General features: G+C 40.8%; 17 protein-coding genes. 16 read left to right on the forward strand and 1 reads right to left on the reverse strand.

Annotation, left to right across the window (positions count from 1 at the left end):
* The first annotated feature begins 307 nt into the window (after nucleotides 1–307).
* Nucleotides 308–1,546: a S8 family serine peptidase gene (locus DN752_RS21810; RefSeq protein ID WP_112785943.1), complete on the forward strand. Its 1,239-nt coding sequence runs from the start codon at nucleotides 308–310 to the stop codon at nucleotides 1,544–1,546.
* A 32-nt stretch (nucleotides 1,547–1,578) separates the two neighbouring features.
* On the opposite strand, the gene DN752_RS21815 is transcribed toward DN752_RS21810, so the two are convergent.
* The gene (locus DN752_RS21815) at nucleotides 1,579–1,803 is read right to left on the reverse strand and encodes a DUF3820 family protein (RefSeq protein WP_112785944.1); all 225 of its coding nucleotides are present in this window, start codon (nucleotides 1,801–1,803) and stop codon (nucleotides 1,579–1,581) included.
* 145 nt (nucleotides 1,804–1,948) lie between these two features.
* Here DN752_RS21815 and DN752_RS21820 point away from each other — a divergent pair, with 145 nt between their 5' ends.
* The 15 genes from DN752_RS21820 to DN752_RS25275 all read left to right on the forward strand — a co-directional run bounded on the left by DN752_RS21820 (nucleotide 1,949) and on the right by DN752_RS25275 (nucleotide 21,768).
* Nucleotides 1,949–3,307, forward strand: coding sequence for an alpha/beta hydrolase family protein (locus DN752_RS21820; protein WP_162633307.1), 1,359 nt, complete (start codon nucleotides 1,949–1,951; stop codon nucleotides 3,305–3,307).
* 321 nt (nucleotides 3,308–3,628) lie between these two features.
* Entirely contained in the window at nucleotides 3,629–4,636 is a 1,008-nt protein-coding gene (gene gap / locus DN752_RS21825; protein WP_112785946.1) for a type I glyceraldehyde-3-phosphate dehydrogenase, read from the forward strand.
* Nucleotides 4,637–4,990: 354 nt separating this feature from the next.
* Nucleotides 4,991–5,794 (forward strand): polysaccharide biosynthesis/export family protein, encoded by an 804-nt coding sequence (locus tag DN752_RS21830; protein WP_317048507.1) that lies wholly within the window; start codon nucleotides 4,991–4,993, stop codon nucleotides 5,792–5,794.
* Between the two features lie 5 nt (nucleotides 5,795–5,799).
* Nucleotides 5,800–8,223: a GumC family protein gene (locus DN752_RS21835; protein ID WP_112785948.1), complete on the forward strand. Its 2,424-nt coding sequence runs from the start codon at nucleotides 5,800–5,802 to the stop codon at nucleotides 8,221–8,223.
* A 626-nt stretch (nucleotides 8,224–8,849) separates the two neighbouring features.
* Entirely contained in the window at nucleotides 8,850–9,131 is a 282-nt protein-coding gene (locus DN752_RS24615) for a hypothetical protein (RefSeq protein ID WP_162633308.1), read from the forward strand.
* Nucleotides 9,132–10,638: 1,507 nt separating this feature from the next.
* Entirely contained in the window at nucleotides 10,639–11,592 is a 954-nt protein-coding gene (locus DN752_RS21845; RefSeq protein ID WP_112785950.1) for a GDP-L-fucose synthase family protein, read from the forward strand.
* A gap of 157 nt (nucleotides 11,593–11,749) precedes the next feature.
* Nucleotides 11,750–12,910, forward strand: a complete 1,161-nt coding sequence (gmd, locus tag DN752_RS21850; RefSeq protein WP_112785951.1) for a GDP-mannose 4,6-dehydratase — start codon at nucleotides 11,750–11,752, stop codon at nucleotides 12,908–12,910.
* Nucleotides 12,911–12,944: 34 nt separating this feature from the next.
* Nucleotides 12,945–14,369, forward strand: a complete 1,425-nt coding sequence (locus DN752_RS21855; protein ID WP_112785952.1) for a lipopolysaccharide biosynthesis protein — start codon at nucleotides 12,945–12,947, stop codon at nucleotides 14,367–14,369.
* 2 nt (nucleotides 14,370–14,371) lie between these two features.
* The gene (locus DN752_RS21860; protein ID WP_112785953.1) at nucleotides 14,372–15,430 is read left to right on the forward strand and encodes a nitroreductase family protein; all 1,059 of its coding nucleotides are present in this window, start codon (nucleotides 14,372–14,374) and stop codon (nucleotides 15,428–15,430) included.
* Nucleotides 15,431–16,579: a polysaccharide pyruvyl transferase family protein gene (locus DN752_RS21865; protein WP_112785954.1), complete on the forward strand. Its 1,149-nt coding sequence runs from the start codon at nucleotides 15,431–15,433 to the stop codon at nucleotides 16,577–16,579. It begins immediately after the preceding gene.
* Nucleotides 16,576–17,730: a glycosyltransferase gene (locus DN752_RS21870; protein WP_112785955.1), complete on the forward strand. Its 1,155-nt coding sequence runs from the start codon at nucleotides 16,576–16,578 to the stop codon at nucleotides 17,728–17,730. Before DN752_RS21865 ends, DN752_RS21870 begins: the two co-directional genes overlap by 4 nt.
* A 1-nt stretch (nucleotide 17,731) precedes the next feature.
* Nucleotides 17,732–18,892, forward strand: a complete 1,161-nt coding sequence (locus DN752_RS21875; protein WP_211324074.1) for a glycosyltransferase — start codon at nucleotides 17,732–17,734, stop codon at nucleotides 18,890–18,892.
* Nucleotides 18,889–20,115 (forward strand): hypothetical protein, encoded by a 1,227-nt coding sequence (locus tag DN752_RS21880; RefSeq protein ID WP_112785957.1) that lies wholly within the window; start codon nucleotides 18,889–18,891, stop codon nucleotides 20,113–20,115. Before DN752_RS21875 ends, DN752_RS21880 begins: the two co-directional genes overlap by 4 nt.
* Nucleotides 20,112–21,257, forward strand: a complete 1,146-nt coding sequence (locus DN752_RS21885; protein WP_245949357.1) for a glycosyltransferase — start codon at nucleotides 20,112–20,114, stop codon at nucleotides 21,255–21,257. Before DN752_RS21880 ends, DN752_RS21885 begins: the two co-directional genes overlap by 4 nt.
* 55 nt (nucleotides 21,258–21,312) lie before the next feature.
* Nucleotides 21,313–21,768: an acyltransferase gene (locus tag DN752_RS25275; protein ID WP_317048508.1), complete on the forward strand. Its 456-nt coding sequence runs from the start codon at nucleotides 21,313–21,315 to the stop codon at nucleotides 21,766–21,768.
* Nucleotides 21,769–21,787: the final 19 nt, after the last annotated feature.

A 21,787-nucleotide genomic window follows, 5' to 3' on the forward strand; every position in this document is an offset into this window, starting at 1 on the left:
GGTGGAAATAGAACGTCGTATGTCAAATTCCATTTTGCTAAATGAAACAGTAACTGTAATCAAGTCCAAAATCAATTTTCATGATAAATGTTGTGGCTCATTGGGGACGTTAATTTTTTTGGGGGGGATTTGATCATTGTCTTTTTCTGACCATTTGATGAAAAGCCATTCAAGTGTACAGTGTCTTCTATTATGTTTGTTTAAAATACAAAAAATATAGTTTGAACAATTTTAAATTGTTGGTTTTTGGGATTACCTTGCGTAATTGAATATTGATTTTTTGTGAAACGATTAGATTGGAATTATAATGATTTGCTTGATTCGCAGGTGTTTTTTAGGCCTGTTTCTACTACTAGTGGGGTGGTCATGTCAAAATGAACTGCCCGATCCAGAAGGTCTTCAAAAAGACATATCGGTAACCTATGTGCCTCAAGAGATGGACAACAGGTACATTGCCGTACTTTCAGAAAAAGAATGCAAGGACAAATTGGTAGCTGTACAATCAACTACCAATTTTCCTGACGAAAAAATTCCTTGGGAAATCATCGGGCAATTTGACGTGGCGGAAGAGCGGATCGCACATATCTACAGCAACGGCTTTTTAGGATTTTCGGCTTATTTGACCAAAGAAGAAGTAGAAAAGCTGGATCAATCTCCTTTCGTGCTTCGAGTAGAGAAAGACGTTGCGCTCAATTATCCAGCACTCAATGAAAAAAGCGGGGCCAAAGCAGCGTACGTATCGCCTTCTACTTTGAAGAAAGGCCGTGGAGATTTGGTGCCTGATGGAGTGAAGAGAGTAGGAGGCCCAGTGAACTACAAAGGGAAGAACGTGGTCTATATTTTTGATAGTGGGATTGACTTGAAAAATAAGGAACTGAATGTGGAGGTCTCCAGGGGATTTAATGGAGTTTATTCAGGTGAAGATAGTAAAAGTTTGCAGGATTTAAATGGGCACGGCACACATGTGGCAGGCATCATAGCCGCAAAAATGGACGGGGTGGGGATAGCAGGTGTGGCGGCAGGTGCAAAGGTGGTACCCATTAAAATTTTGGACAAAAACGGTAACGGTACCTATTCGGGAGTGTTGGCGGCATTAGACCATATAATAAATGATGGGTGTGAAGGAGATGTGGTGAACATAAGCCTGACGGGGCCTCCAACAACAACATTGGAAACGTCTATTTTGAAAGGAGCCAAAAAAGGCATTCGTTTTGTTTTTGCAGCAGGCAATAATAGTGATGATGCCACTAATTACAGCCCGGGGAGGTTAAATGGAGAAAACCTCTATACCGTGTCGGCGATGGACGAAAACGATGTTTTTGCTGAATTTTCCAACTATGGATCTCCTCCAATTGACTGGTGTGCACCTGGTGTCAGTGTTCTTTCCACTTGGATCAATGATCAATACAATTTCAGGGACGGTACCTCCTATGCAGCGCCGCATGTAAGTGCGATGGTTCTGATGGGCGGGCCTGCAAAGGACGGTTTGGTAAAAAACGACCCTGATGGGATCTGTGATCCCATAGCAGTGGTCAAATGCCCATAGGATTTGTGATGTATGAGTGGGCGAAAGTGCCGCTAGTGATTTTGGAGACGCTTTTTTAGTTCGGTCAGCAAATATTCCAGTCCATTCACCCTGATTTCGTACATGGTGTGAAGCCACATGCCGAGTTTGCCTTCGGGGAATCCCTTTCCATGCATCCACACTAGGTAATGCTCCGGAATATCACATATTAATTTGCCCTTGTATTTCCCAAAAGGCATCTTTTTGGTTACTAGGTCCACCAGTATTTCTTTTTGCATATGCGAAGATATTCTAAATTCCTTTTAACTTTAAAAAGAAATGAAAATACTCCCTTCATTTTTACCAGCAGCAATATATAGGGAGTCTAATTTTGGTTTTATGCGATTATTTAAAACAATTGTTTTTTTAATTCTTCTATTTGGGATGATGGGTAAATCAGTTTTATGTGCCCAAAGTGGAGCGGAAGGAGATTGGAAAGGGGTCTTGGAGGTGATGGGGCAAAAGTTGCCATTGGTATTTCATTTGAATAATACCGGCGAAAAGTGGGAGGGAACCATGGACAGTCCCGCACAAGGGGCTACAGGGATTTCTTTGGATGAGGTTTTGATCGACTCTTTGAATGTGTCCTTGGCTATTAACGGACTTGGTATCCACTATAATGGTAAGATGGAGCATGATACCATCCGAGGTACGTTTTCCCAAGGAGGAATGGAAATTCCCCTCATATTGGCACGGTTACCAAAGGGTGATTCGGGGATGGGCAGAAGGCCCCAGGAGCCAAAAGGGCCTTTTGACTACGATCAGATCGAGACTTCTTTCGATAATGTTTCTGAAGGGATTACCCTTAAGGGGACCATCACCAAGCCTAATGGCACGGGGCCGTTTCCGGCAGTCGTACTGGTCAGTGGCTCTGGCCCCCAAAATCGAAATGAAGAAATGTTTGGCCATAAGCCATTTTTGGTTTTGGCCGATTACTTTACACAAAATGGAATAGCAGTACTAAGGTACGATGAACGTGGAGTCGGGGATTCCGGTGGCGAATTTAAAGATGCTACTACCTTTGATTTTGCCGATGATGCCGCGGCGGCCATGGCCCATCTGAGAAAATTCCCATTTGTCGATCAGCTAAAAGTAGGGGTAATAGGCCATAGCGAGGGAGGCATGATCGCTTGGATGATGGCAGCGAAGTGCAAGGAGCTCCGCTTTGCGGTTTCTATCGCTGGACCTACGGTTCCAGTGCCCCAGTTGATGAGACAGCAAGCCAAAGACTTTTTAGCATCCGTGGAAGGTTCAGAGGAGCAGAAGAAAAGAGAAGAAGAAGTCGTGGGAATCATTTATGACGTATTGTCTCACACCAACGACTATGATAGTCTGGAGATAGTACTTCCTGGTCGATTGGATGAATACCTCAAGCATTCAGGGGAGAATTATACCGAGGAAGAGCTTGAAGATTTTGTGGCAAAATATGCGAATATTCTTAACCCGTGGTTTTTTGCATTTGCTAAAATCAATCTTGAGGAATACATCCAGAAAACTGAAATCCCAGTTTTAGCCCTTTTTGGCGATAAAGACATTCAGGTAAATGGCAGTATCAATGCAGAGTTTTTGGAAAGAATAAAACAAGAAAATGGAAAAGAGGATTTTACCATTAAATTGTACCCAGACCTCAACCACCTTTTCCAACAAAGCAGCACTGGGGCAATGGCCGAATATGGAGTCATCGAGGAGACGTTTAGTGAGGAAGCCATGGAAGATATTGTCGAGTGGGTATTGGTACAATAGCTGATATTGGATGTCAGGTAAGTGAAGTGGTGGATAGTGGGGGGCTGTTTTACGGTATTTGTACCAAATTTCGATTTTTAATGGAAATATGGTTATGAGACGGGCGAAAACTAGGAAAACAAGGTAGATTATTGTGGGCTTAATTTCTTTACTAAATTTTAATTCAATAAATTTGGCCTAGCAAAAAATCACCATCCTATACGAGGTTGTACGATGTTTTTAGCATGCGAACCACTTTTGTGTTTGGAATGTTAGCAAGTGGGGAGTGAGACGAAGGATTTATAAAAACAACATAATTTTACCTATTAACCTTAATTAAAAATGACAAAGATTAAAGTAGGAATTAACGGATTCGGAAGAATAGGAAGACTGGTGTTCCGAGCAGCTCAGGAAAGAGATGATGTTCAGATCGTAGGTATCAATGACCTTGTCGATGTGGATTATATGGCTTATATGTTAAAATATGACTCTACTCACGGTTTGTTTAAAGGTGAAGTAGAAGTGAAAGACGGCCAGTTGGTGGTTAATGGAAATGCTATCCGTGTGACTGCTGAAAAAAATCCTGCTGACCTAAAGTGGTCTGACATCGGTGCGGAATATATCGTAGAATCTACTGGTCTTTTCCTTACCAAAGAAAAAGCCCAAGGCCATATCGAAGCGGGTGCCAAGAAAGTGGTTATGTCTGCTCCTTCCAAAGACGACACACCTATGTTCGTAATGGGAGTAAATGAATCTTCTTACACTTCTGATATGCAGTTTGTTTCCAATGCATCTTGTACTACCAACTGCCTAGCGCCGCTTGCCAAAGTGGTAAATGACAACTGGGGAATCGAAGAAGGCCTGATGACTACTGTACACGCAACTACTGCTACGCAGAAGACAGTGGACGGACCATCCATGAAAGACTGGAGAGGTGGACGTGGTGCTGGACAAAACATCATCCCTTCATCTACCGGTGCTGCCAAAGCGGTAGGAAAAGTGATCCCTGAGCTTAATGGTAAACTCACAGGAATGGCTTTCCGTGTACCTACTCCAGATGTGTCTGTAGTGGATCTTACTGTAAGACTTAAGGAGGCTGCTTCCTACGAAGAGATTTGTGCCAAAATGAAGGAAGCTGCTGAAGGAGACCTGAAAGGTGTATTGGGATATACTGAAGATGCAGTAGTGTCCAATGACTTTATTGGTGATTCCAGAACTTCTATTTTCGATGCTGGTGCTGGTATCCAATTGAGCGACAAGTTTGTGAAGCTGGTATCTTGGTATGACAACGAGTGGGGTTATTCTAATAAAGTGGTAGACCTACTTGCCTATATTGCGAAAAAAGGTTGATTAATACCTTTCTAAAATAAATCTAAAAACCCGGTAGCGTTCATGCTGACCGGGTTTTTTTATGCCTTGATTTTTTGGTGCCCTACTGGACGGACCTGTCTGGTCAGATAGAGCAGATATCTAACCATTGCTCCCCTCGGTTTTAGATTATCCAGCGCCTGGCTGTGTGAGCTGGTCAAAGTGTAAAAAGACGTAGACCGACCTCTGTTATGTTCAATATTCCCTAAACAGCATTTACTTAGGTATATATTGCCTATGATTAGTATAAATTATTAAAATTTACTTTTTCCTGTCTATTTGAATTCAAGTTTTATATATTTACGGAAAATACATTTTAAATATATAAAAATGCACATGAAGAATTATTTTTTGCCTTTTGTGTTTTTAGCGGTGTTTTCATTAAACTCCTGTATTTCAAATAAAAAGGTGACTTATCTACAGAATAAGGAAGAGAAAGCCGAATTGGAAGAAGATAAATTGCTTAGTTATCAAATTCCAGAATACAAGCTCCAATATAATGATATCATCGACGTAAAAGTGCTTACGGCTGAGGACATGATCGAAAAGGGGTTTAGTGCGGGGGAAGAAGGGAATACGATGAACCGAAGTGGTATGGGGCAGAATGGTGGCGATATTTACTATATGACGGGATATACTATTGATAAGGATGGTAATATCCGCTTGCCTTTGGCAGGAAATGTAAGGGTAAAGGATATGTCACTGGAAGAAGCTCGTTTGGCCATTGAAAAATCGCTCAGGAAGTATGTCAATACAGAGCTTTATGTACGCGTAAAGCTAGGTGGAATTAGGTATACGGCCTTTGGTGAGTTTCGTAAGCCTGGTAAGTATGTGGTGCTGCAGGATCGGATGACGATTTTTGAAGCCATTGCCAATGCCGGTGATATGACTGTCGTGGCCAAACGTGATGAGGTGATGCTTATAAGGCAGTACCCTGAGGGAACGAAACTTCATATGGTGGACCTTAACGACCGGAGTATCATTCAGTCTCCCTATTATTTTATCCAACCGAATGACCAGATTTATGCTGAACCGATGAAGGTCAGGGAAATCGGAACTGGTGAGAATACCGCACAAACCCTTGCATTGGTTTTTTCTGCTATTACAGCAGTGGCGTTAATAATTAATTTGAGCAATTAAATATTATGGATAATCTTCAAAATAACCCAGGTGCCCCATCACCTGTTTTTCAATTTAACAACGAGAATACTTTTGATTTCAGGTCTATTTTGGTAAAATACCTGGGTTATTGGCCATGGATCGCTTTATTTGTGTTTTTGGGAATGGCCGGGGCATTTTTTGTCAATAGGTACAGTACACCGATTTGGTCTGTGGAGTCCACGGTATTGATCAAGGACGAGAGCAGTGGGATGTCCATGGATCTTTTTGAAAATACTGGATTGGTGAAATCATCCAGTAATATTGAAAATGAAATTGGGATATTAAAATCCTATACACTTGCAGAAGAGGCCGTCCAGGAGCTTAATATAAATGTCCAAGTTTATAAGCAGGGTGTCCTTGGGATGGTTCCTGTGTACGGTAATCAGTCCATGCTCGTGGAGGTGGATTGGAATCACCCTCAAATGGTAGGTGGAGTGATGAAATTGGTTAAAAGTGAAGGTGAGGGGTTCATTCTGACATTGGAAGAGGATAATTTCCAGACATTCAATCCCGGTGACCCGTTTTATAAAACAACTATAGAAAACATAAGCCTGAATGAAGGTGAGTACGCATACGGGGAGTGGATCGAAGGAGTGAACTTTAGGTTTAAGGTCGAGAATGTTTCCGCACAGACAGGAGATGAATTTTTGTTTCGATTACAAGATACACCGTCTCTCGCGAAGCGTTATAAAAACGAATTGATGGCGGGGCCCATCAATAAGGAAGCGTCCATTCTTAGTCTCAAATTGGAAACTCCAGTGAGAAGACTCGGGGAAGATTATCTCAATGCACTGATGGAAGTGTACCTTCAGCGAGAACTCAATGAAAAGAACCGTACTTCCGATAATACAGTCAGGTTTATTGAAAACCAGCTGAGTGATATTACGGATTCACTGACTTTTTTTGAAGATAGGCTGGAGCAATATAGGACACAAAATAAAGTGTTTAATCTTAGTGAAGAGGGAAACCAGATTTTTGAGCGGATGCAAGAACTCGAAACCGAACGGTCCCAGATGGAGATTAATCTAAAGTACTATCAGACGCTCCAAAACTACTTAGACCATAATAATGAAGGCGACCTATTGGTCCCCTCTGTTGTGGGGATTTCGGATCCTTTGCTAAACTCTCTGGTGCTGAACCTGGGGGAACTTCAAGCTGAACGTGTACGATTGTCCTCCAACTATTCCAATGAAACTCCGGCCGTGAGAGAGATCAAAAACAAGATCGATAATACAAAGAATGTACTCAGGGAAAATGTGAGTTCGGCGATAAGAAACACCCAGTCGATGATAGGTGAACTAGGAGGAAATATCCGTCAGGTGGAGCAACAGATCAATGTACTGCCTGAGACAGAAAGGCGTCTTTTGGGGATCCAAAGGAAGTTTACCATCAATGAAAACATCTATGTCTATCTGCTCCAGAAAAGGGCAGAGGCAGAGATCACCAGAGCTTCCAATTCACCCAACAATTCTGTCCTGGATTGGGCAAAGGCAGGAAACCTACCCGTAGCTCCCAAGACCAAGGTAAATTATTTATTGGGCATGTTGTTGGGCTTTTTTATTCCGTTGGGTTTTGTAGGGCTTAGGGATTTTTTTAATGTGAAAATCCAAGATGTAAAAGAGCTCGAAAAGCTGACGAAGATTCCCGTGGTGGCCAAAATAGGCAGGGCCAAGTATGGAGCCTCTGTGCCTGTGCTTACCGAGCCCAAATCATCGGTGACGGAAGGATTTAGAAGCCTCAGGGCAGATATGACCTACCTAAGCCCGAAAAACAAAGAGCACCTCACTATCTTGTTTACCTCTACTGTGTCAGGAGAGGGGAAGACGTTTTGTAGTGTCAACACCGCTTCGGCATTTGCATTAAAGGGAAAGAAAACCTTGCTGATGGGGCTGGACTTAAGAAAACCCAAGATTGCGTCAGATTTCAAACTTAAAAATGACAGGGGGATAAGTACGTGTTTGAGTACCGATGTTTGTTGGAGAGAGGTCGTTCAGCAAAGCGGAATGGACAATTTGGACATACTGTTGTCAGGCCCTATTCCACCAAACCCTGCTGAAATTTTGCTCCAGGACAGGTTCGAAGAGATTATGAAAGAGGTAAAAGAACAGTATGAAGTCGTGATACTCGACTGCCCTCCTGTAGGCTTGGTTTCTGAAACTAAAGAACTATTTCGATATGCGGATATTAACCTCTTTGTGTTCCGCCAGCAATATTCGAGAAGAGAAAATGTGGAACTCGCAAACGAGCTTAGTGAAAAGGGAGGGGTGAAAAAACTCTACGGTCTACTAAATGACATTCATCTCAATGGAAGGGGAGGATATGGCTATGGATACACCTATGGTAGAAGTTACGGTTACCATGATGACCAGCCTGTTTCTTGGTGGAAGAAGCTATTGGCAAAGGGCTAGGTGCGTAGGGCATGATAGGCTGAAATTCTTTGTTTAATTTACGCTGAACCGTCAGATGGGGGCTTTGCATGTTCTTAACATTGTTTTTTTTCCGGCTGTTTAGAGGTTGACTCATGGCACCGTTATGGTGAGCCTGTTTGGCCGCCCATGGCCATCAGGCTAACGCATGAAAGTTGATTAAACCCGGAATCAATGCCGTTTAGTTAGTATGTACCTGGAAATATTGGTTCTATTGTTTTTCTGCTAAATTCCAAGATGGTTTTCATCTCTTTACTTTTGTCACTTTTTTGCTTCAGGTCAAAAAAGTGACCAAAAAACCCCGCCGCTGTGCATCTATTGGCCTAAAATTAAAACCTTCCCTCATGCAGGTAAACTCCTCCTTTTCTAGCTGCCAACATTCTTTTTGGCTAGTATTTCGTCAAACAAGCCTGCCTTTTTGCTCACCCGCTTTTTAATTTCTTAACGCCCAATACCTGCAAGGCGGATCCGATTAATAAGTTTCTTATGGATAAATTATCATCATTATTCCATGTAGTGGTATATTTTCTTAAGTAACCGAGTTGAGCGAAAACTATAAGCCCCCCTGCGCCAAAAAAAGGTATCGCTTCCTTATTACGGCCCTTGGTATGCCTGTTTTCCAGCCGATGGTGGAGGCCGTTAAGAAAGGGAGTTGGCTCGCGTCGTGGAACAGCGAGACCCACTCACTTTTAGGTCATAGCCATCGGGTGGAAATTAAAATGGGTGACGGATTTCGGTCGCAGGGTAAATCCATGTTCCATTTTAAAGGGCATACCACCGGCCTAGATTTTTTTCTTTCTTTTTTCATCAATGGAAAAAAGGAAAAGGATAAAATCCACCAAGATGATCAGGTTTCCCCAGCCAAAGTCAATCAAAAAAAGGCCTCTTAGGTATATGAAAAGAAGGAAATCCCCTTAACTAAACGGCATTGAACCCGGAATATGCAATAGCCTATCTGTTGCGACCTTAAACTGCTTCAAAATCAGCCGTTTCACTTTAGTTTTCGGCATAACCGTAGCGGTGCTACGCTAATGCCTCCAAACTAACTGATTTTCTTGCACTTTCAGCTCTCACTACGATTCCTAATGCATAATCCGGGTTAAACGATATTGCCCGGTTTATGCATTAGCCTATCTACACCATGGCTCACGGGCATTAGGATCTGATCCTCTGCGGCGACCAAAAATGTAGCCGATAATCTTTAGTTTTCAGAGATCTAGCTATTTTTCTGGGGGCGATCCGCTTTCTTCATAACCTGAGCTCGACTTAATTTTAGTGTAAAAAACGTCATAGCGAACCCCCTTTTCCATCCCCTCAAATCTCCCCTAAGCCCTGTTTGGCTCCAGACAAGCCTGCCTTTGGCTTTAGACAGGCTCGCAGTGCATGTTCCGACTACTGTACGGAGACGGTCTTATAATCGAACTGAGCTTATTAAGATCCCCGCGAATTCTTGGGCACATAAGCCAACCGCGCAAAATGCATATTTAAATGAATGGGTGTAGGGGAAGGGAAAGAAGCTGCCAATTGTTAAGGTGTGTAGAGTTGAACTAATTCTTTTATTTTACTTGTTTTTATTGATAGTAAATATTTTTGATATGATTTTGTTTGAAAACTATGGTGATATTTCTTTATAGTGTGGTTTTTGATTATTTGAAGTTTATCGAATTGTTCTATGTATGAATAAAGTTTTTTAAAAATATATATAATTATAATAAACGTATATTTTTTTGATTTATAATGCTTTTTAGTGCATTTATGGTTTTTTATAATTTTGATAGTGTTTCATTAGTATGTAATAAAACAAATAAATTATATAAAATATATATGTGTTTTGAGCATATTTACTATTGTATTATTCTATATAAATATATGAATTTAGTGACTAATAGCTGTTTTATAATCGTAAATCGATTGTTCATTTACTTGAATAATATATTTTTATTTAAAAAAAAGAATATTTATTAATATTTGTCAAAAATACTCGTTTTCGGGTATTTTATTTTTTAATAGCATTTAAAGATATTTAAAATGCGTTTTTTCAAGTTAAAAAGTGCATATTTGTACTGATATCATTGAGGTGGTAATCAGGTAGTGCCCTGATGAAGGTAGGTTTTTATGATGTCAGCTATAACTAATGTCCCAGAATAGCCTCAGTTTTTAATAATACTATTTTTTATAAAGTATTTTTAATAAAACTATGTGGCTTACGTGGCGAAGCTATATTTATCAGACTAAAAAGGATAAAACTATTTCTAATTATAAAAAATTATAAAAAAACAATAATAAATTTTACACCTATTGTTTTCACTGGAAAAGCTAATTTAAAGTGTATATGTTTTAAATTATGGCTTGTTCCGTTTTTTGATAGTTGATAACTAAAATGATTTTAAATTACTAATGGATATTAAGCAACTGAAAGTGTATATCGCTGGTCATCGTGGGATGGTAGGGGCTGCTATATGGAGAGAACTGGAGGCCAAAGGGTATGCACGTCTTATTGGAAAAACCAGTGGTGAACTGGACCTTAGAAATCAAAATGAAGTAAGGGCCTTTTTCAATGAAGTCCAACCGGATGTGGTAATCGATGCCGCTGCCCGAGTAGGGGGAATCTTGGCCAATGATACATATCCCTATCAGTTTTTAATGGATAATCTCCAAATACAGAACAACTTGATAGATGCGTCCTATGCCAACGGAGTTTCTAAATTTATTTTTCTTGGATCCTCCTGCATATATCCCAAACTAGCCAGTCAGCCCTTAAAAGAAGAATATTTGCTGACGGGTAGTCTGGAGCCGACCAATGAATGGTATGCAATAGCAAAAATTGCTGGGGTGAAAGCATGCGAAGCCATAAAGCGACAGTATGGCAAAGATTATCTGGCACTGATGCCCACCAATCTGTACGGACCATTTGATAATTTTGACTTGAATACTTCCCACGTCCTTCCTGCTATGATCAGGAAGTTTCACGAAGCCAAAATTCAAGGCAATTTGCCTGTTACCCTTTGGGGATCAGGAACGCCGATGAGGGAATTTTTGCATGTGAAAGATCTTGCGCGGGCAGTACTGTTTGCAGTGGAAGGGGAGTTAAAAGAGAGCCTTTATAATGTGGGTACAGGAAAAGACTTGACCATTAGATCTTTAGCGGAAACGATCCAAGGGGTGGTGGGACATAGAGGTGAAATTATTTGGGATTCATCTAAGCCCGATGGGACTCCACGTAAGTTACTGGATGTGTCCAGAATGGCCAGTGAAGGTTGGCAGGCCGAAATAGCCTTGGAGGAAGGTATTTCTAAGACCTATGAATGGTTTAAGGAGAACAGTGAGCAAATCAAGGAAGTACAGTTTTAGCAGATGAATACGCTTTTGATCTAGCATATACCAATGTCATTTTTTCCTATGGGAAAAGGACTGATCACTTAATTACATATCGTTTTTTGTCTTTAATCAATTTACCAGAGATAGCACTTTTTTATAATCATCATTTCACAGAAACCACAAAATAAGTATGGACACCAACCAAAAAGTCGCGTTAATCACGGGAATAACAGGCCAAGATGGGGCCTATCTTGCAGAGTTGCTTTTGAGCAAAGGGTATAAAGTACATGGTATTAAACGTAGGTCCTCCTTGTTCAATACGGATCGTATTGATCATTTATATGAAGATCCACATACAGCTGATCCTCAGTTGATCCTTCATTTTGGGGATATGACTGATTCCATGAACCTGACCAGGATCATTCAGGAGACGCAGCCTGATGAGATTTATAACCTTGCGGCGATGTCCCATGTGAAGGTCTCTTTTGATACTCCGGAATATACAGCCAATGCAGATGGTATAGGGACGTTACGGATTTTGGAGGCGATACGGTTTTTGGGACTGGAAGAGAAGACGAAGGTATATCAAGCGTCCACTTCTGAGCTGTTTGGTCTGGTACAGGCTGTTCCGCAAAAAGAGGATACCCCTTTCTATCCACGCTCGCCTTACGCGGTGGCCAAGATGTATGCTTATTGGATCACGGTCAACTACCGGGAAGCGTATAATATATTTGCTTCCAATGGTATTTTGTTTAACCACGAGTCACCGTTAAGGGGAGAGACATTCGTGACCAGAAAAATCACCAGGGCAGCGGCGAAGATCGCCTTGGGGCTTCAGGATAAGCTGTACTTGGGAAATCTAGATTCGAAGAGAGACTGGGGGCATGCCAAGGATTATGTTCGGATGATGTGGATGATTTTACAGGCTGAGAAGGCAGAGGACTGGGTGATCGCCACAGGAGTGACCACTACCGTGAGGGAGTTTGTTAAGCGAGCATTTGAATTTGTTGGATATACCTTGCGGTTTGAAGGCAAAGGAGTGGAAGAAGTGGGGATATTGGAGGACATCGATGCACTGAAATACCAAGAAGCTACTGGGAATATCCTACAGACTTATCAGTTGAATCAAATTGGCGATACCATCGTTCATGTTGATCCCAAATACTTCCGTCCTACTGAAGTAGACCTCCTTATTGGTGATGCCACGAAAGCATATAAAAAACTAGGCTGGACCCCAGAATATGACCTTGCCGACTTGGTCAATGACATGATGGAAGCAGATGTGGCCCTCTTCCTGAGAGACCTGTACCTGAAAGAAGGCGGCCATAAGATATTGGTGCAGGCAGAGTAGAGGGACATGGGGTTAATTAATAGTCGATTTAGATTTGGAGGCAAAGAAGATAGTTTCTGGTGTTAAGTGGACCAGTATTCAGTTTGTAATAGGGACTGCTTTCAGGTTTTCGATTAAGCTCATTTTGGCTAAGCTACTCCTTCCCGAAGAGTTTGGGCTTGTCGGGATGTGTTCGATTTTTATTGCCGTAGCATCTGCCGCATCTGAAATAGGAATGTCCGCTGCACTTATTCAGCGTGAAAATGATGATGAAGTCCTGCCCATGTATTCTACTGCATTTTGGACTGGGATAGGCTGGGGGCTAGTGGTCTTTGCAATTATGAGTGTTTTGATTGGGCCGTTTGCAGCAAACTTTTATGGTCAGCCAAGATTGATCCAATTAATACCTGTGTTAAGCATTGGTATTTTAATTAAACCATTTGGTATGATTCATACGGTTATCCTTACCCGTCGCATGGACTTTAAAGTTATTACTAAGGCATTGAATATAGCAGTTTTAATCGCTGGGGTAATAGCTATTATCTCAGGCTTTTTAGGCGCTGGCGTTTGGGCCTTGGTGGTTAATAATGCATTGGCGCCCATTTTGGCATTGCCGACCCTCTTTTCTGCGACAAACTGGAAGCCTAAAATTGAATGGAAAAAGGATCAGTTTAAGAGCATTTTTGGTTTTGGAGCATATTCTTCTGGGACACAGATTTTCAGTACGTTAACCTATAATGTTGATAATTTATTGATAGGTAAGATGTTGGGATCTAGTTTATTAGGTACGTATACTTTGGCCTTTTCACTGACGGAGCAGGTTAGACAGACAGTAAGTAGTGTACTGAACAAAGTGATGTATCCAGTATTCGGCAAACACCAACAAAATAAAGGTGTCTTGCGAAAATACTTTTTAAATATTGTACATCTTAATGCCATTATGTTGTATCCATTAATGGGCTTTATGATGTTATTTGCCAATGAGATAGTGTTGTTTTTTGGAGCCGAATGGGTGGGAGCGGTTATTCCTTTACAATTGCTCTCATTGGCCATCATGATACATTTAATGGTTAATTCTTTCGGGTCTATCATCCGTGGTATAGGAAAACCTAAGTTGGAAATGAAGATCATAATGGGGTTGACCTGTTTTATATTAATTCCTGGGCTGATAATAGGGATCACGAAGTTTGGTTTGGTAGGGGCAGCAGTAGCTATATTGATCAATAAACTGGCGTTGTCGATTACCGGAATGATTGTTTTAAAAAAACACATTGGGCTTTCTGCCAAGGAGCTGTTAGGGGTTTTGGTGAACCCGGTACTGGCAGTAGCAATTAGTTCTGTTTGTGTATACATTCTGAAAAACACTATTGCCAATGTTGGGTTTTTTATACCGGCGGTGGTGTTTTTAGTGATTTCTTATGGAAGTATAGTAGTGAAAGAAAAGGACAATTTGTTCAAGTTGGTAAAACTTATGGCGTAATAATGAAAAAACTTTTGACAAAAGGTTATAATATTTTTGTTGGTGTTAAGGATAATAGATTACCATTTTTATTTGTAAACTCACCAGTGATGAGTGGTATATATTATGCACTTTTTTCCAATAAATTCAGAAGGGAGCAACATGCTGTTTTGAAAGGTAAGGTCGCGCATTTACGTGATTTACGTATTAATAAGGCCAATATCTATACCCTTATTCGTAATACCCATCGATTAGAAAAAGGCTTGTTAATGAGGCCGAGAAAACCCGTCTTTGGATTGGATTACATAGGGGAGACCGTGGATGCTTTTGTTAATATCTGGGAGCCAAATAAAATACAGACAGACGCACAGTATAAGTGGTTCTATGAAGTATTGGAGGAGTATTTTACTACTTCTGGTCCGCACCAAAAAGTGGAAACACTAAAGAGTAAGTTTAAAAACAAAGTAAACGGCTTTCGGCTTGATGATAGCTGCACGGATAAGATGAAGTATATTCCTTATGCTAGGCAAGAGCAAAACAAGAGCAATATTACCTACGAGGAGTTTTACAAATTAACTAAGTACAGGAGGTCTGTCAGGTGGTTTTTAAATAAGCCTGTGCCTCGCGAACTTATAGATAAGGCAATATTGGCGGCTAATCAATCACCTAGCGCCTGCAATCGTCAGCCTTTTGAATATCGGATTATTGATGATCCAGATTTGCTTAAAGAGGTGACCACTTTACCCATGGGTATCAGAGGATATGAGCATAATATACCAATGCTTATAGTGGTAGTAGGAAATCTTGGTGCATATTTCGATGAAAGAGACAGGCATGTGATATATATAGATGCCTCTTTGGCTAATATGTCATTTATGTTGGCTTTGGAAACATTGGGAGTAAGTTCTTGCTCCATTAATTGGCCTGATATTGAGCATTTGGAAATGCAGATGGAAAGGATTTTAAATTTAGATAGAAGCCAACGTCCCATTATGTGTATGGCGGTTGGGTTTCCTGATCCAATTGGAAAAGTCGCTTATTCAGAAAAGAAATCAATAGAAAAATTCAGAAAATATAATTAGGTGAAAAAGGTTACTATTCAAATTGATGGCACTAACACGTTGAATAAAGGAGCAGAGTTGATGCTACACTCCGTGGTAGAGCAAATAAGAAAAAAGAATGAATCCTATCAAATAATCTATAATTCAAATGTGCCTTTTACCGATAGTGTGGGATTGCCCAAGAAATTAAATATCCAGAAGCGTGCAGCAATGAAATATGGCAAAGTGCCTAGGGCCTTGTTAGGCAGAATGAATATTAACACAACCTATTTTTCTAACTTTTATGCTTTAAAAGACATTGATATCGTCTTAGATGCAGGAGGCTTTCAGTTTTCTGATCAATGGAAATATTCGACAAGGAAGATGGATCTCTGGAAGGGCTATTATGAATCATTAAAAAAAGCGGGGACCAAAATCATATTACTTCCCCAGGCCATGGGGCCTTTTAATACGAAGGGAGGAATAGATTCTATAGAAATGGTGAATAGGTATTGTGATATCATTATTGCCAGAGAAACTATCTCCAAACAGCACGTGCTGAATGCAGGTGTAGAACCTGAACGAGTTTGGTGTTATCCAGACTTTACTTCTGTTACAAAAGGAGCAGCTAGTTCTTATGCTGACTATGCCAAAGGTAAAGTTTGCGTCATACCAAATAAAAAAATGATCACGCATGTATCTGAAAGTAATGTGAGTTATTTTGAATTCTTTAAAAATATCATTCAGTGCTTAATTGAATTAGGTGAAGATGTTTTTATTCTCAATCATGAAGGGAAGGGGGATTATGAAATATGTAAAAGGCTGAATGCTGATTTTGATAATAGATTTACAGTTATTTCAGATTTGGATGCGCTAGCTACAAAAGGGGTAATCGGAGCTTCTAAATTTACCATCTCTTCAAGGTTTCATGGGGTGGCGAGCTCCTTGAGTCAAAATGTACCATGTCTTTCTACTAGCTGGAACCATAAATATGAAATGCTCTTTAGCGAGTATGGAATAACTGACGGAGTGCTGGATCTAAATACAAAATATGAGAATTTGAAGGAGCGAATTCGAAAAGAATTGGCCTGTGTTCCTGAAAGTGTGATAAAGTTGGAGAAATTTTCAGTGGAGCAGTCAAGGAAAGTCCATGAAATGTGGGATAAAGTGTGGGAAATCGTAGAAAAATGAATCCAGCGATAGTCGTTATAGGATATAACCGCCCCCAATCGTTATTGCGATTACTGAAGAGTATTGCTGCTGCTAAATATCCGTCAGAACCGATTACACTTATCATCAGTATCGATTATTACGATGGACCCAGACATGATGAAGTGGTGGGGATTGCGGAGGAGTATGACTGGAAATATGGAAAGAAAATCGTCTCGGTCCAAAAAGAAAACCTGGGGTTAAAAGCGCATATTTTACAATGCGGCGACTTGACCGAAACTTATGACTCGGTGGTTATCTTGGAAGACGACCTGATCGTTTCTCCCCAGTTTTATGAATTTTCGAGCAATGCCATTCAGTTTTACCATAGCGAAAGCAGGATTGCGGGGATTTCATTATATGCCTATGAATACGAAGAGCTGGGGTGGTTTAAGTTTTACCCGAGAGACATAGGAACAGCAACCTATTTTATGCAGTGGTCGTCTTCTTGGGGCCAGATCTGGACCAGGAGTCAATGGAGGGAGTTTCGTAAATGGTATACTGCCAAGGTGGATATAGAAGGTATAAATGCTCCCGACCAAGTGAAAAACTGGAAAAACTCCTGGAAAAAATTCCATATCCTCTATTTGGTAGACACCAATCGCTTTTTTGTGTTTCCTTATAAGTCTTACACTACACTGATGGACGGAGCAGGGACACACCACCAACATGACACCAGAACCAATAATGTAGCCTTGGTGGGAGAAAACAAGCAACCTGTGGAACAGAAATTTTCCTCTTTTCCAAATGAAGACATCAGCTATGATAGTTTCTTTCAGCCTCTTTCACGTTCGGTATTCCTCGAGCAAACCGGTAAAGAAATGTCGGTTGATTTTGACCTCTATGGTACCAAGCGGCTCCATAATTTTAAGAACGAACTGGTTTTTGGTATGAAGCATTCCGATAATCCAATTTTGAAGTGTAGCAATAAGCTGATCCCCTTGGAGGACAATCTGTACCATGCCCTGGAAGGGGAGATATATGATCTTGGGTACTTACATGATCTACGTCCCAAAAGCAGTGTTTATTTACAGGGAAAAAAGCTCTATTCGAGCAGAAAAGTCTTCGCCATATCTGAAATGGCCAAGGTGGTATTGTACAGGGTGTTGAGTAAAATGAAGGTTGGAGGATAATATGATATTGGTTTTTGATCCGCAGTTGACGGGACACCATTCCGAGTATATCGGGCATTTGGTAGAGCATATTTACCAGAGACCCCAAGGTATGAAGGTGACATTTGTGGTCCATCCTGAATTTGCTTCTAGGTTTCCGGATATTAGGCACAAAGCAAAGCGTTCCCCTGAGATAGAATGGATAGGCCTTCACCAAGAAGAAATCAGTAAAATCACGCAAGGTAATATGGCCTCTCGGTCGAATGCTGAATTCCGTATAATGGATAAATATGCCACGACATTCCAAGCAGATCATGTCATTGCCCTTTACTTTAATACGATCCAGTTGGCGCTTTCCTACCAAAGGCCTCGATACAGTATCAGCGGAATTTTGTTTTTGCAGTTCTTTAGAATGGAAAGGGGCAATTTAAAGGATAAGTTAAAGTACTATCGAAAGTACCTGACCACTTGGCTGTACACCAAAAACAAGCGGCTGACCAAAGTGTTTATCCTTAACGATGATCAGACAGTGGATTTTCTTAATACAACTTTCAGGACCAGCATTTTTGAAATGCTCTCCGACCCAATCCCCAACCTGAAGCCTTTAGAAGGGTTTGATATTTACAGTCATTACAAAATCCCCCCTACCCGAAAGATACTACTCCATATAGGTTCACTTGGAGACAGGAAAGGCACCTACGAAACATTGGCGTCTACCCGGTATATTGATAAAGAAGCACAGGCTGATTACACGCTGTTACTCGTGGGAAAGGTAAGGAGCAAAGCAGAATCCGTCAAATTGAATGAAGCCATCAGTGCCTGCCAAAAAGAAACCGATTGCCAGATTATATGGGACGAACAGTTTGTGTCCAATGACATGATGAAGAGTTTGTTTGATCGGTGTGATGTGGTCCTGATGCCTTATAAAAACCCCGAGGCCAGTAGCGGAATACTAGGGCATGCTGCCAACTCCGGAAAGCCAGTGGTCACTGTAGACAAGGGGCTTTTGGGGCATATCGTAAAGCGGGAAGGCTTGGGTGTATTGGTAAATAACGTAGACCCCGTGGAATTAGGAGCGGCCATTCCCAGAGCGGTTAGGTTTCGTCCATCACGAGAACGGCTAGGAGAATTTGTTAAGAAGGGCAGCCAAGAAGTTTTTGCTGATTTACTGATGACTTCATGAAAAGTAGCTTCTTCAGATACAGTTTGTACTTTTTATTTGGGTTTATCTGTTTATCCACTTTTTCTACCTATTTGTCTCATCTATTGGGTTTTCCCATAGGAGTTCCAGAGGTTTTTGCTTGTCTATTTATCCCTGTGTTATATAAGGAATTTACTTATTTAAGGACTTCTCCTGTTACTGGAGGTTTTATCATTGCTTTTTTGGGACTTATCATTTTGGGAATTATGTTCAGTGGGGATGTCTATGCAGTAGTAGGCACTTCACGAGTTTACTTTTATATATTTTATTTTGCATTACTTTTTTCTAGGATAGACAAGATAGATACTACATCACTATTTATGGTTTCGGCAGGAGCCGTGATTGGAAGTGGATTTAGTAATTACCTGCTTGTTCTTCAGTTGGGACAAGAGGAAGTAAGGGGGTATTCTAATTTTATTGCCCTTTCTGTATTTGTCATTTATCCTTTGGTGAAGAAGAAAGTGATCTTGTTTTTAATTTGCTTAGGAATCGCTATTGTATTGGCTTTTTATTCGGGGCTTCGTCGACAGATCGTAGAGGTTGTTATCAGTTTGGTTTTCGGTTTGCTGATCCTTATGCTCTATAGAAAAGGGAAGTCGTTAAGCCTTATGTTTGTAGCTGTTGTTGTCGGTGTTTTCGCCTGGGCCAATATCTCCTTGATCGAACAATATTTGCTTGAAAATCATTTCTATTTGTGGCAAAGGGTCTTTTATAAAACTCAGATAGCAATGGAGGATGGAGGATCGGAGGGGTCACGGTATGAACACTTGGGATTGTTGCTTGATTATTTTGCGGAATGCATTTTTCCAAGAGGTTTTTTCCCGAGAGGGTCGAGTTTTTCTGTAGGAGATCATGGAGGTAGCACACTGGATTTTCCTCTATTTGAGTTATTATATACATTTAGTGCTTTTGGGATGGTGGTATTTATCCTATGGATGGTTTCCAGTTACGTGAAAAACCTTATGGTGCTTCTGTCTTTACCCAAAGGAGGCTATAGTGAAGAGTTAATGATTGTACTTTCATGTATCCCAGTGTTGCTGTTTGCTACATTTTTTGATGGTAGTTTTATTCAGTATTCCTTCGTAGCACCGTTTTCAGGGTATTTGTTTGGGAGGTTGTTTAGATTTTCATTTAGGAATGTTTACCAGAATTCACCCCGGATTTACCAGTGGTCGGCTTATACTTCAAATTCAAAAATGGAATGAATTCTAAACAGGAAATTTGCCTAATTTATAATTATGCCCAACACTACAGAGAAGGGGTGTTTACTGAGATGGACAGGGAATTGTCCTGTGATTTTTATTTCGGAGATAAGATGGGGGACGTCCGAAAGATGGATTATTCATTATTAAAGAATTTCAGAAAAGAAGTCAAGAACGTTAAGTTATTGCCACCGATTTACTGGCAAAAAGGAGCTTTGGCACTAGGCAACAAGCCCTATAAAAAATTCATCGTATTGGGAGAGTATTATTGTCTCTCGACATGGCTTCTTGCCTTCTGGTGTAAGGCAAATAAGCAAGAAATTTACTTTTGGACCCATGGATGGTATGGGAATGAGTCGACAACAAAGAAAATCGTAAAGAAAATATTTTTTGGTCTAGCAGATGGATTGTTGCTGTACGGCGACTATGCCAGGCGGTTAATGGTCAAAGAAGGGTTTTCGGATAAAAAATTAAAAGTTATTTATAATTCCTTGGACTATTCCCTGCAAGTAAACCTTCGGGAAAAACAGAGGGTAGATACTATTTATAGGGACCATTTCGGCAATAGTGACCCTGTATTGGTTTTTATTGGGAGGCTTTCGAAAGTTAAAAAGCTGGAAATGCTGATCCTAGCGATGAAGAGGTTGGAGATTTCGTACCATCAGCCAGTTAATTTAATCTTGGTAGGTGATGGGGAAGAGCGAAGTTTCTTGGAAAAAGAAGCGGCTAGATTTGGGCTTTCCGACCGGGTTTGGTTTTATGGCGCATTATACGATGAATCCCACATAGCCAATTTAATCTATAATGCGGATATCTGCGTAGCTCCGGGAAATGTAGGGTTGACTGCAATGCATTCCATGGTTTATGGGACACCGGTCATTACCCATAATGATTTTAAGTTTCAAATGCCCGAGTTTGAGGCCATTTCTCCAGGGGTAACGGGTGATTTTTTTGACAAGGGTGATCATGAACATTTGGCAAAAAAAATATACGAATGGCTTGAAAATGATTGGGATAGGGATGAGGTCAGGCTAAACTGTTTTAAGGTCATCGACACATATTATACCCCTACTTTTCAAATTAATGCGATTAAGGAATTCATATTGGATGAAGCAGATCATAAGGAAGTTTTACAGAAACACTAGAATGGCGCTTTTGCGTCGTCAAAAAAAATTAAAGTTTGTTCACAGGACATTTTATATGGGAAAAGGAGTCCGGGTTTCCGGTGATCTGAGAGCGGGGAGGTACGCGTATATTGGCCCGCATTCCATTATATACCCCAAGGTGACCATTGGGGACTATACCATGTTGGCCAATGACGTGTCCATTATCGGGGGGGACCATGATTACCTAAAGGCCGGCGTTCCTATCATTTTTGCGGGAAGAGGGCTGTTAAGTCCCACCAATATAGGAAAGGATGTGTGGATCGGTGCTCATGTAAAAATAAAAGCTGGGATTTCGATAGGAGATGGAGCCGTTATCGCTATGGGGTCGATCGTTACCAAGGATGTGGAGCCATACTCGGTCTATGCAGGTGTCCCTGCCAGAAAACTCAAAGACCGTTTTGATGATCATAAAGACCTGAACAAGCACAGGGCAATGCTGGAGAATTCACACGACCAAAATGCTTTTGATTTTGAGATGTTATGTAAATAGGGGCATTGAAGGAATTGAC

The organism is Echinicola strongylocentroti (genome assembly GCF_003260975.1).
GTDB classification, from domain to species: Bacteria; Bacteroidota; Bacteroidia; order Cytophagales; family Cyclobacteriaceae; genus Echinicola; species Echinicola strongylocentroti.

What these genes read in the sequence shown, in the direction of transcription:
- DN752_RS21810 (WP_112785943.1), top strand. Translation starts at nt 308, where the DNA reads ATGATTTGCTTGATTCGCAGGTGTTTTTTAGGCCTGTTTCTACTACTA.
- DN752_RS21815 (WP_112785944.1), bottom strand. Translation starts at nt 1,803, where the DNA reads ATGCAAAAAGAAATACTGGTGGACCTAGTAACCAAAAAGATGCCTTTT.
- DN752_RS21820 (WP_162633307.1), top strand. Translation starts at nt 1,949, where the DNA reads ATGATGGGTAAATCAGTTTTATGTGCCCAAAGTGGAGCGGAAGGAGAT.
- gap (WP_112785946.1), top strand. Translation starts at nt 3,629, where the DNA reads ATGACAAAGATTAAAGTAGGAATTAACGGATTCGGAAGAATAGGAAGA.
- DN752_RS21830 (WP_317048507.1), top strand. Translation starts at nt 4,991, where the DNA reads ATGAAGAATTATTTTTTGCCTTTTGTGTTTTTAGCGGTGTTTTCATTA.
- DN752_RS21835 (WP_112785948.1), top strand. Translation starts at nt 5,800, where the DNA reads ATGGATAATCTTCAAAATAACCCAGGTGCCCCATCACCTGTTTTTCAA.
- DN752_RS24615 (WP_162633308.1), top strand. Translation starts at nt 8,850, where the DNA reads ATGCCTGTTTTCCAGCCGATGGTGGAGGCCGTTAAGAAAGGGAGTTGG.
- DN752_RS21845 (WP_112785950.1), top strand. Translation starts at nt 10,639, where the DNA reads ATGGATATTAAGCAACTGAAAGTGTATATCGCTGGTCATCGTGGGATG.
- gmd (WP_112785951.1), top strand. Translation starts at nt 11,750, where the DNA reads ATGGACACCAACCAAAAAGTCGCGTTAATCACGGGAATAACAGGCCAA.
- DN752_RS21860 (WP_112785953.1), top strand. Translation starts at nt 14,372, where the DNA reads ATGAAAAAACTTTTGACAAAAGGTTATAATATTTTTGTTGGTGTTAAG.
- DN752_RS21870 (WP_112785955.1), top strand. Translation starts at nt 16,576, where the DNA reads ATGAATCCAGCGATAGTCGTTATAGGATATAACCGCCCCCAATCGTTA.
- DN752_RS21875 (WP_211324074.1), top strand. Translation starts at nt 17,732, where the DNA reads ATGATATTGGTTTTTGATCCGCAGTTGACGGGACACCATTCCGAGTAT.
- DN752_RS21880 (WP_112785957.1), top strand. Translation starts at nt 18,889, where the DNA reads ATGAAAAGTAGCTTCTTCAGATACAGTTTGTACTTTTTATTTGGGTTT.
- DN752_RS21885 (WP_245949357.1), top strand. Translation starts at nt 20,112, where the DNA reads ATGAATTCTAAACAGGAAATTTGCCTAATTTATAATTATGCCCAACAC.
- DN752_RS25275 (WP_317048508.1), top strand. Translation starts at nt 21,313, where the DNA reads ATGGGAAAAGGAGTCCGGGTTTCCGGTGATCTGAGAGCGGGGAGGTAC.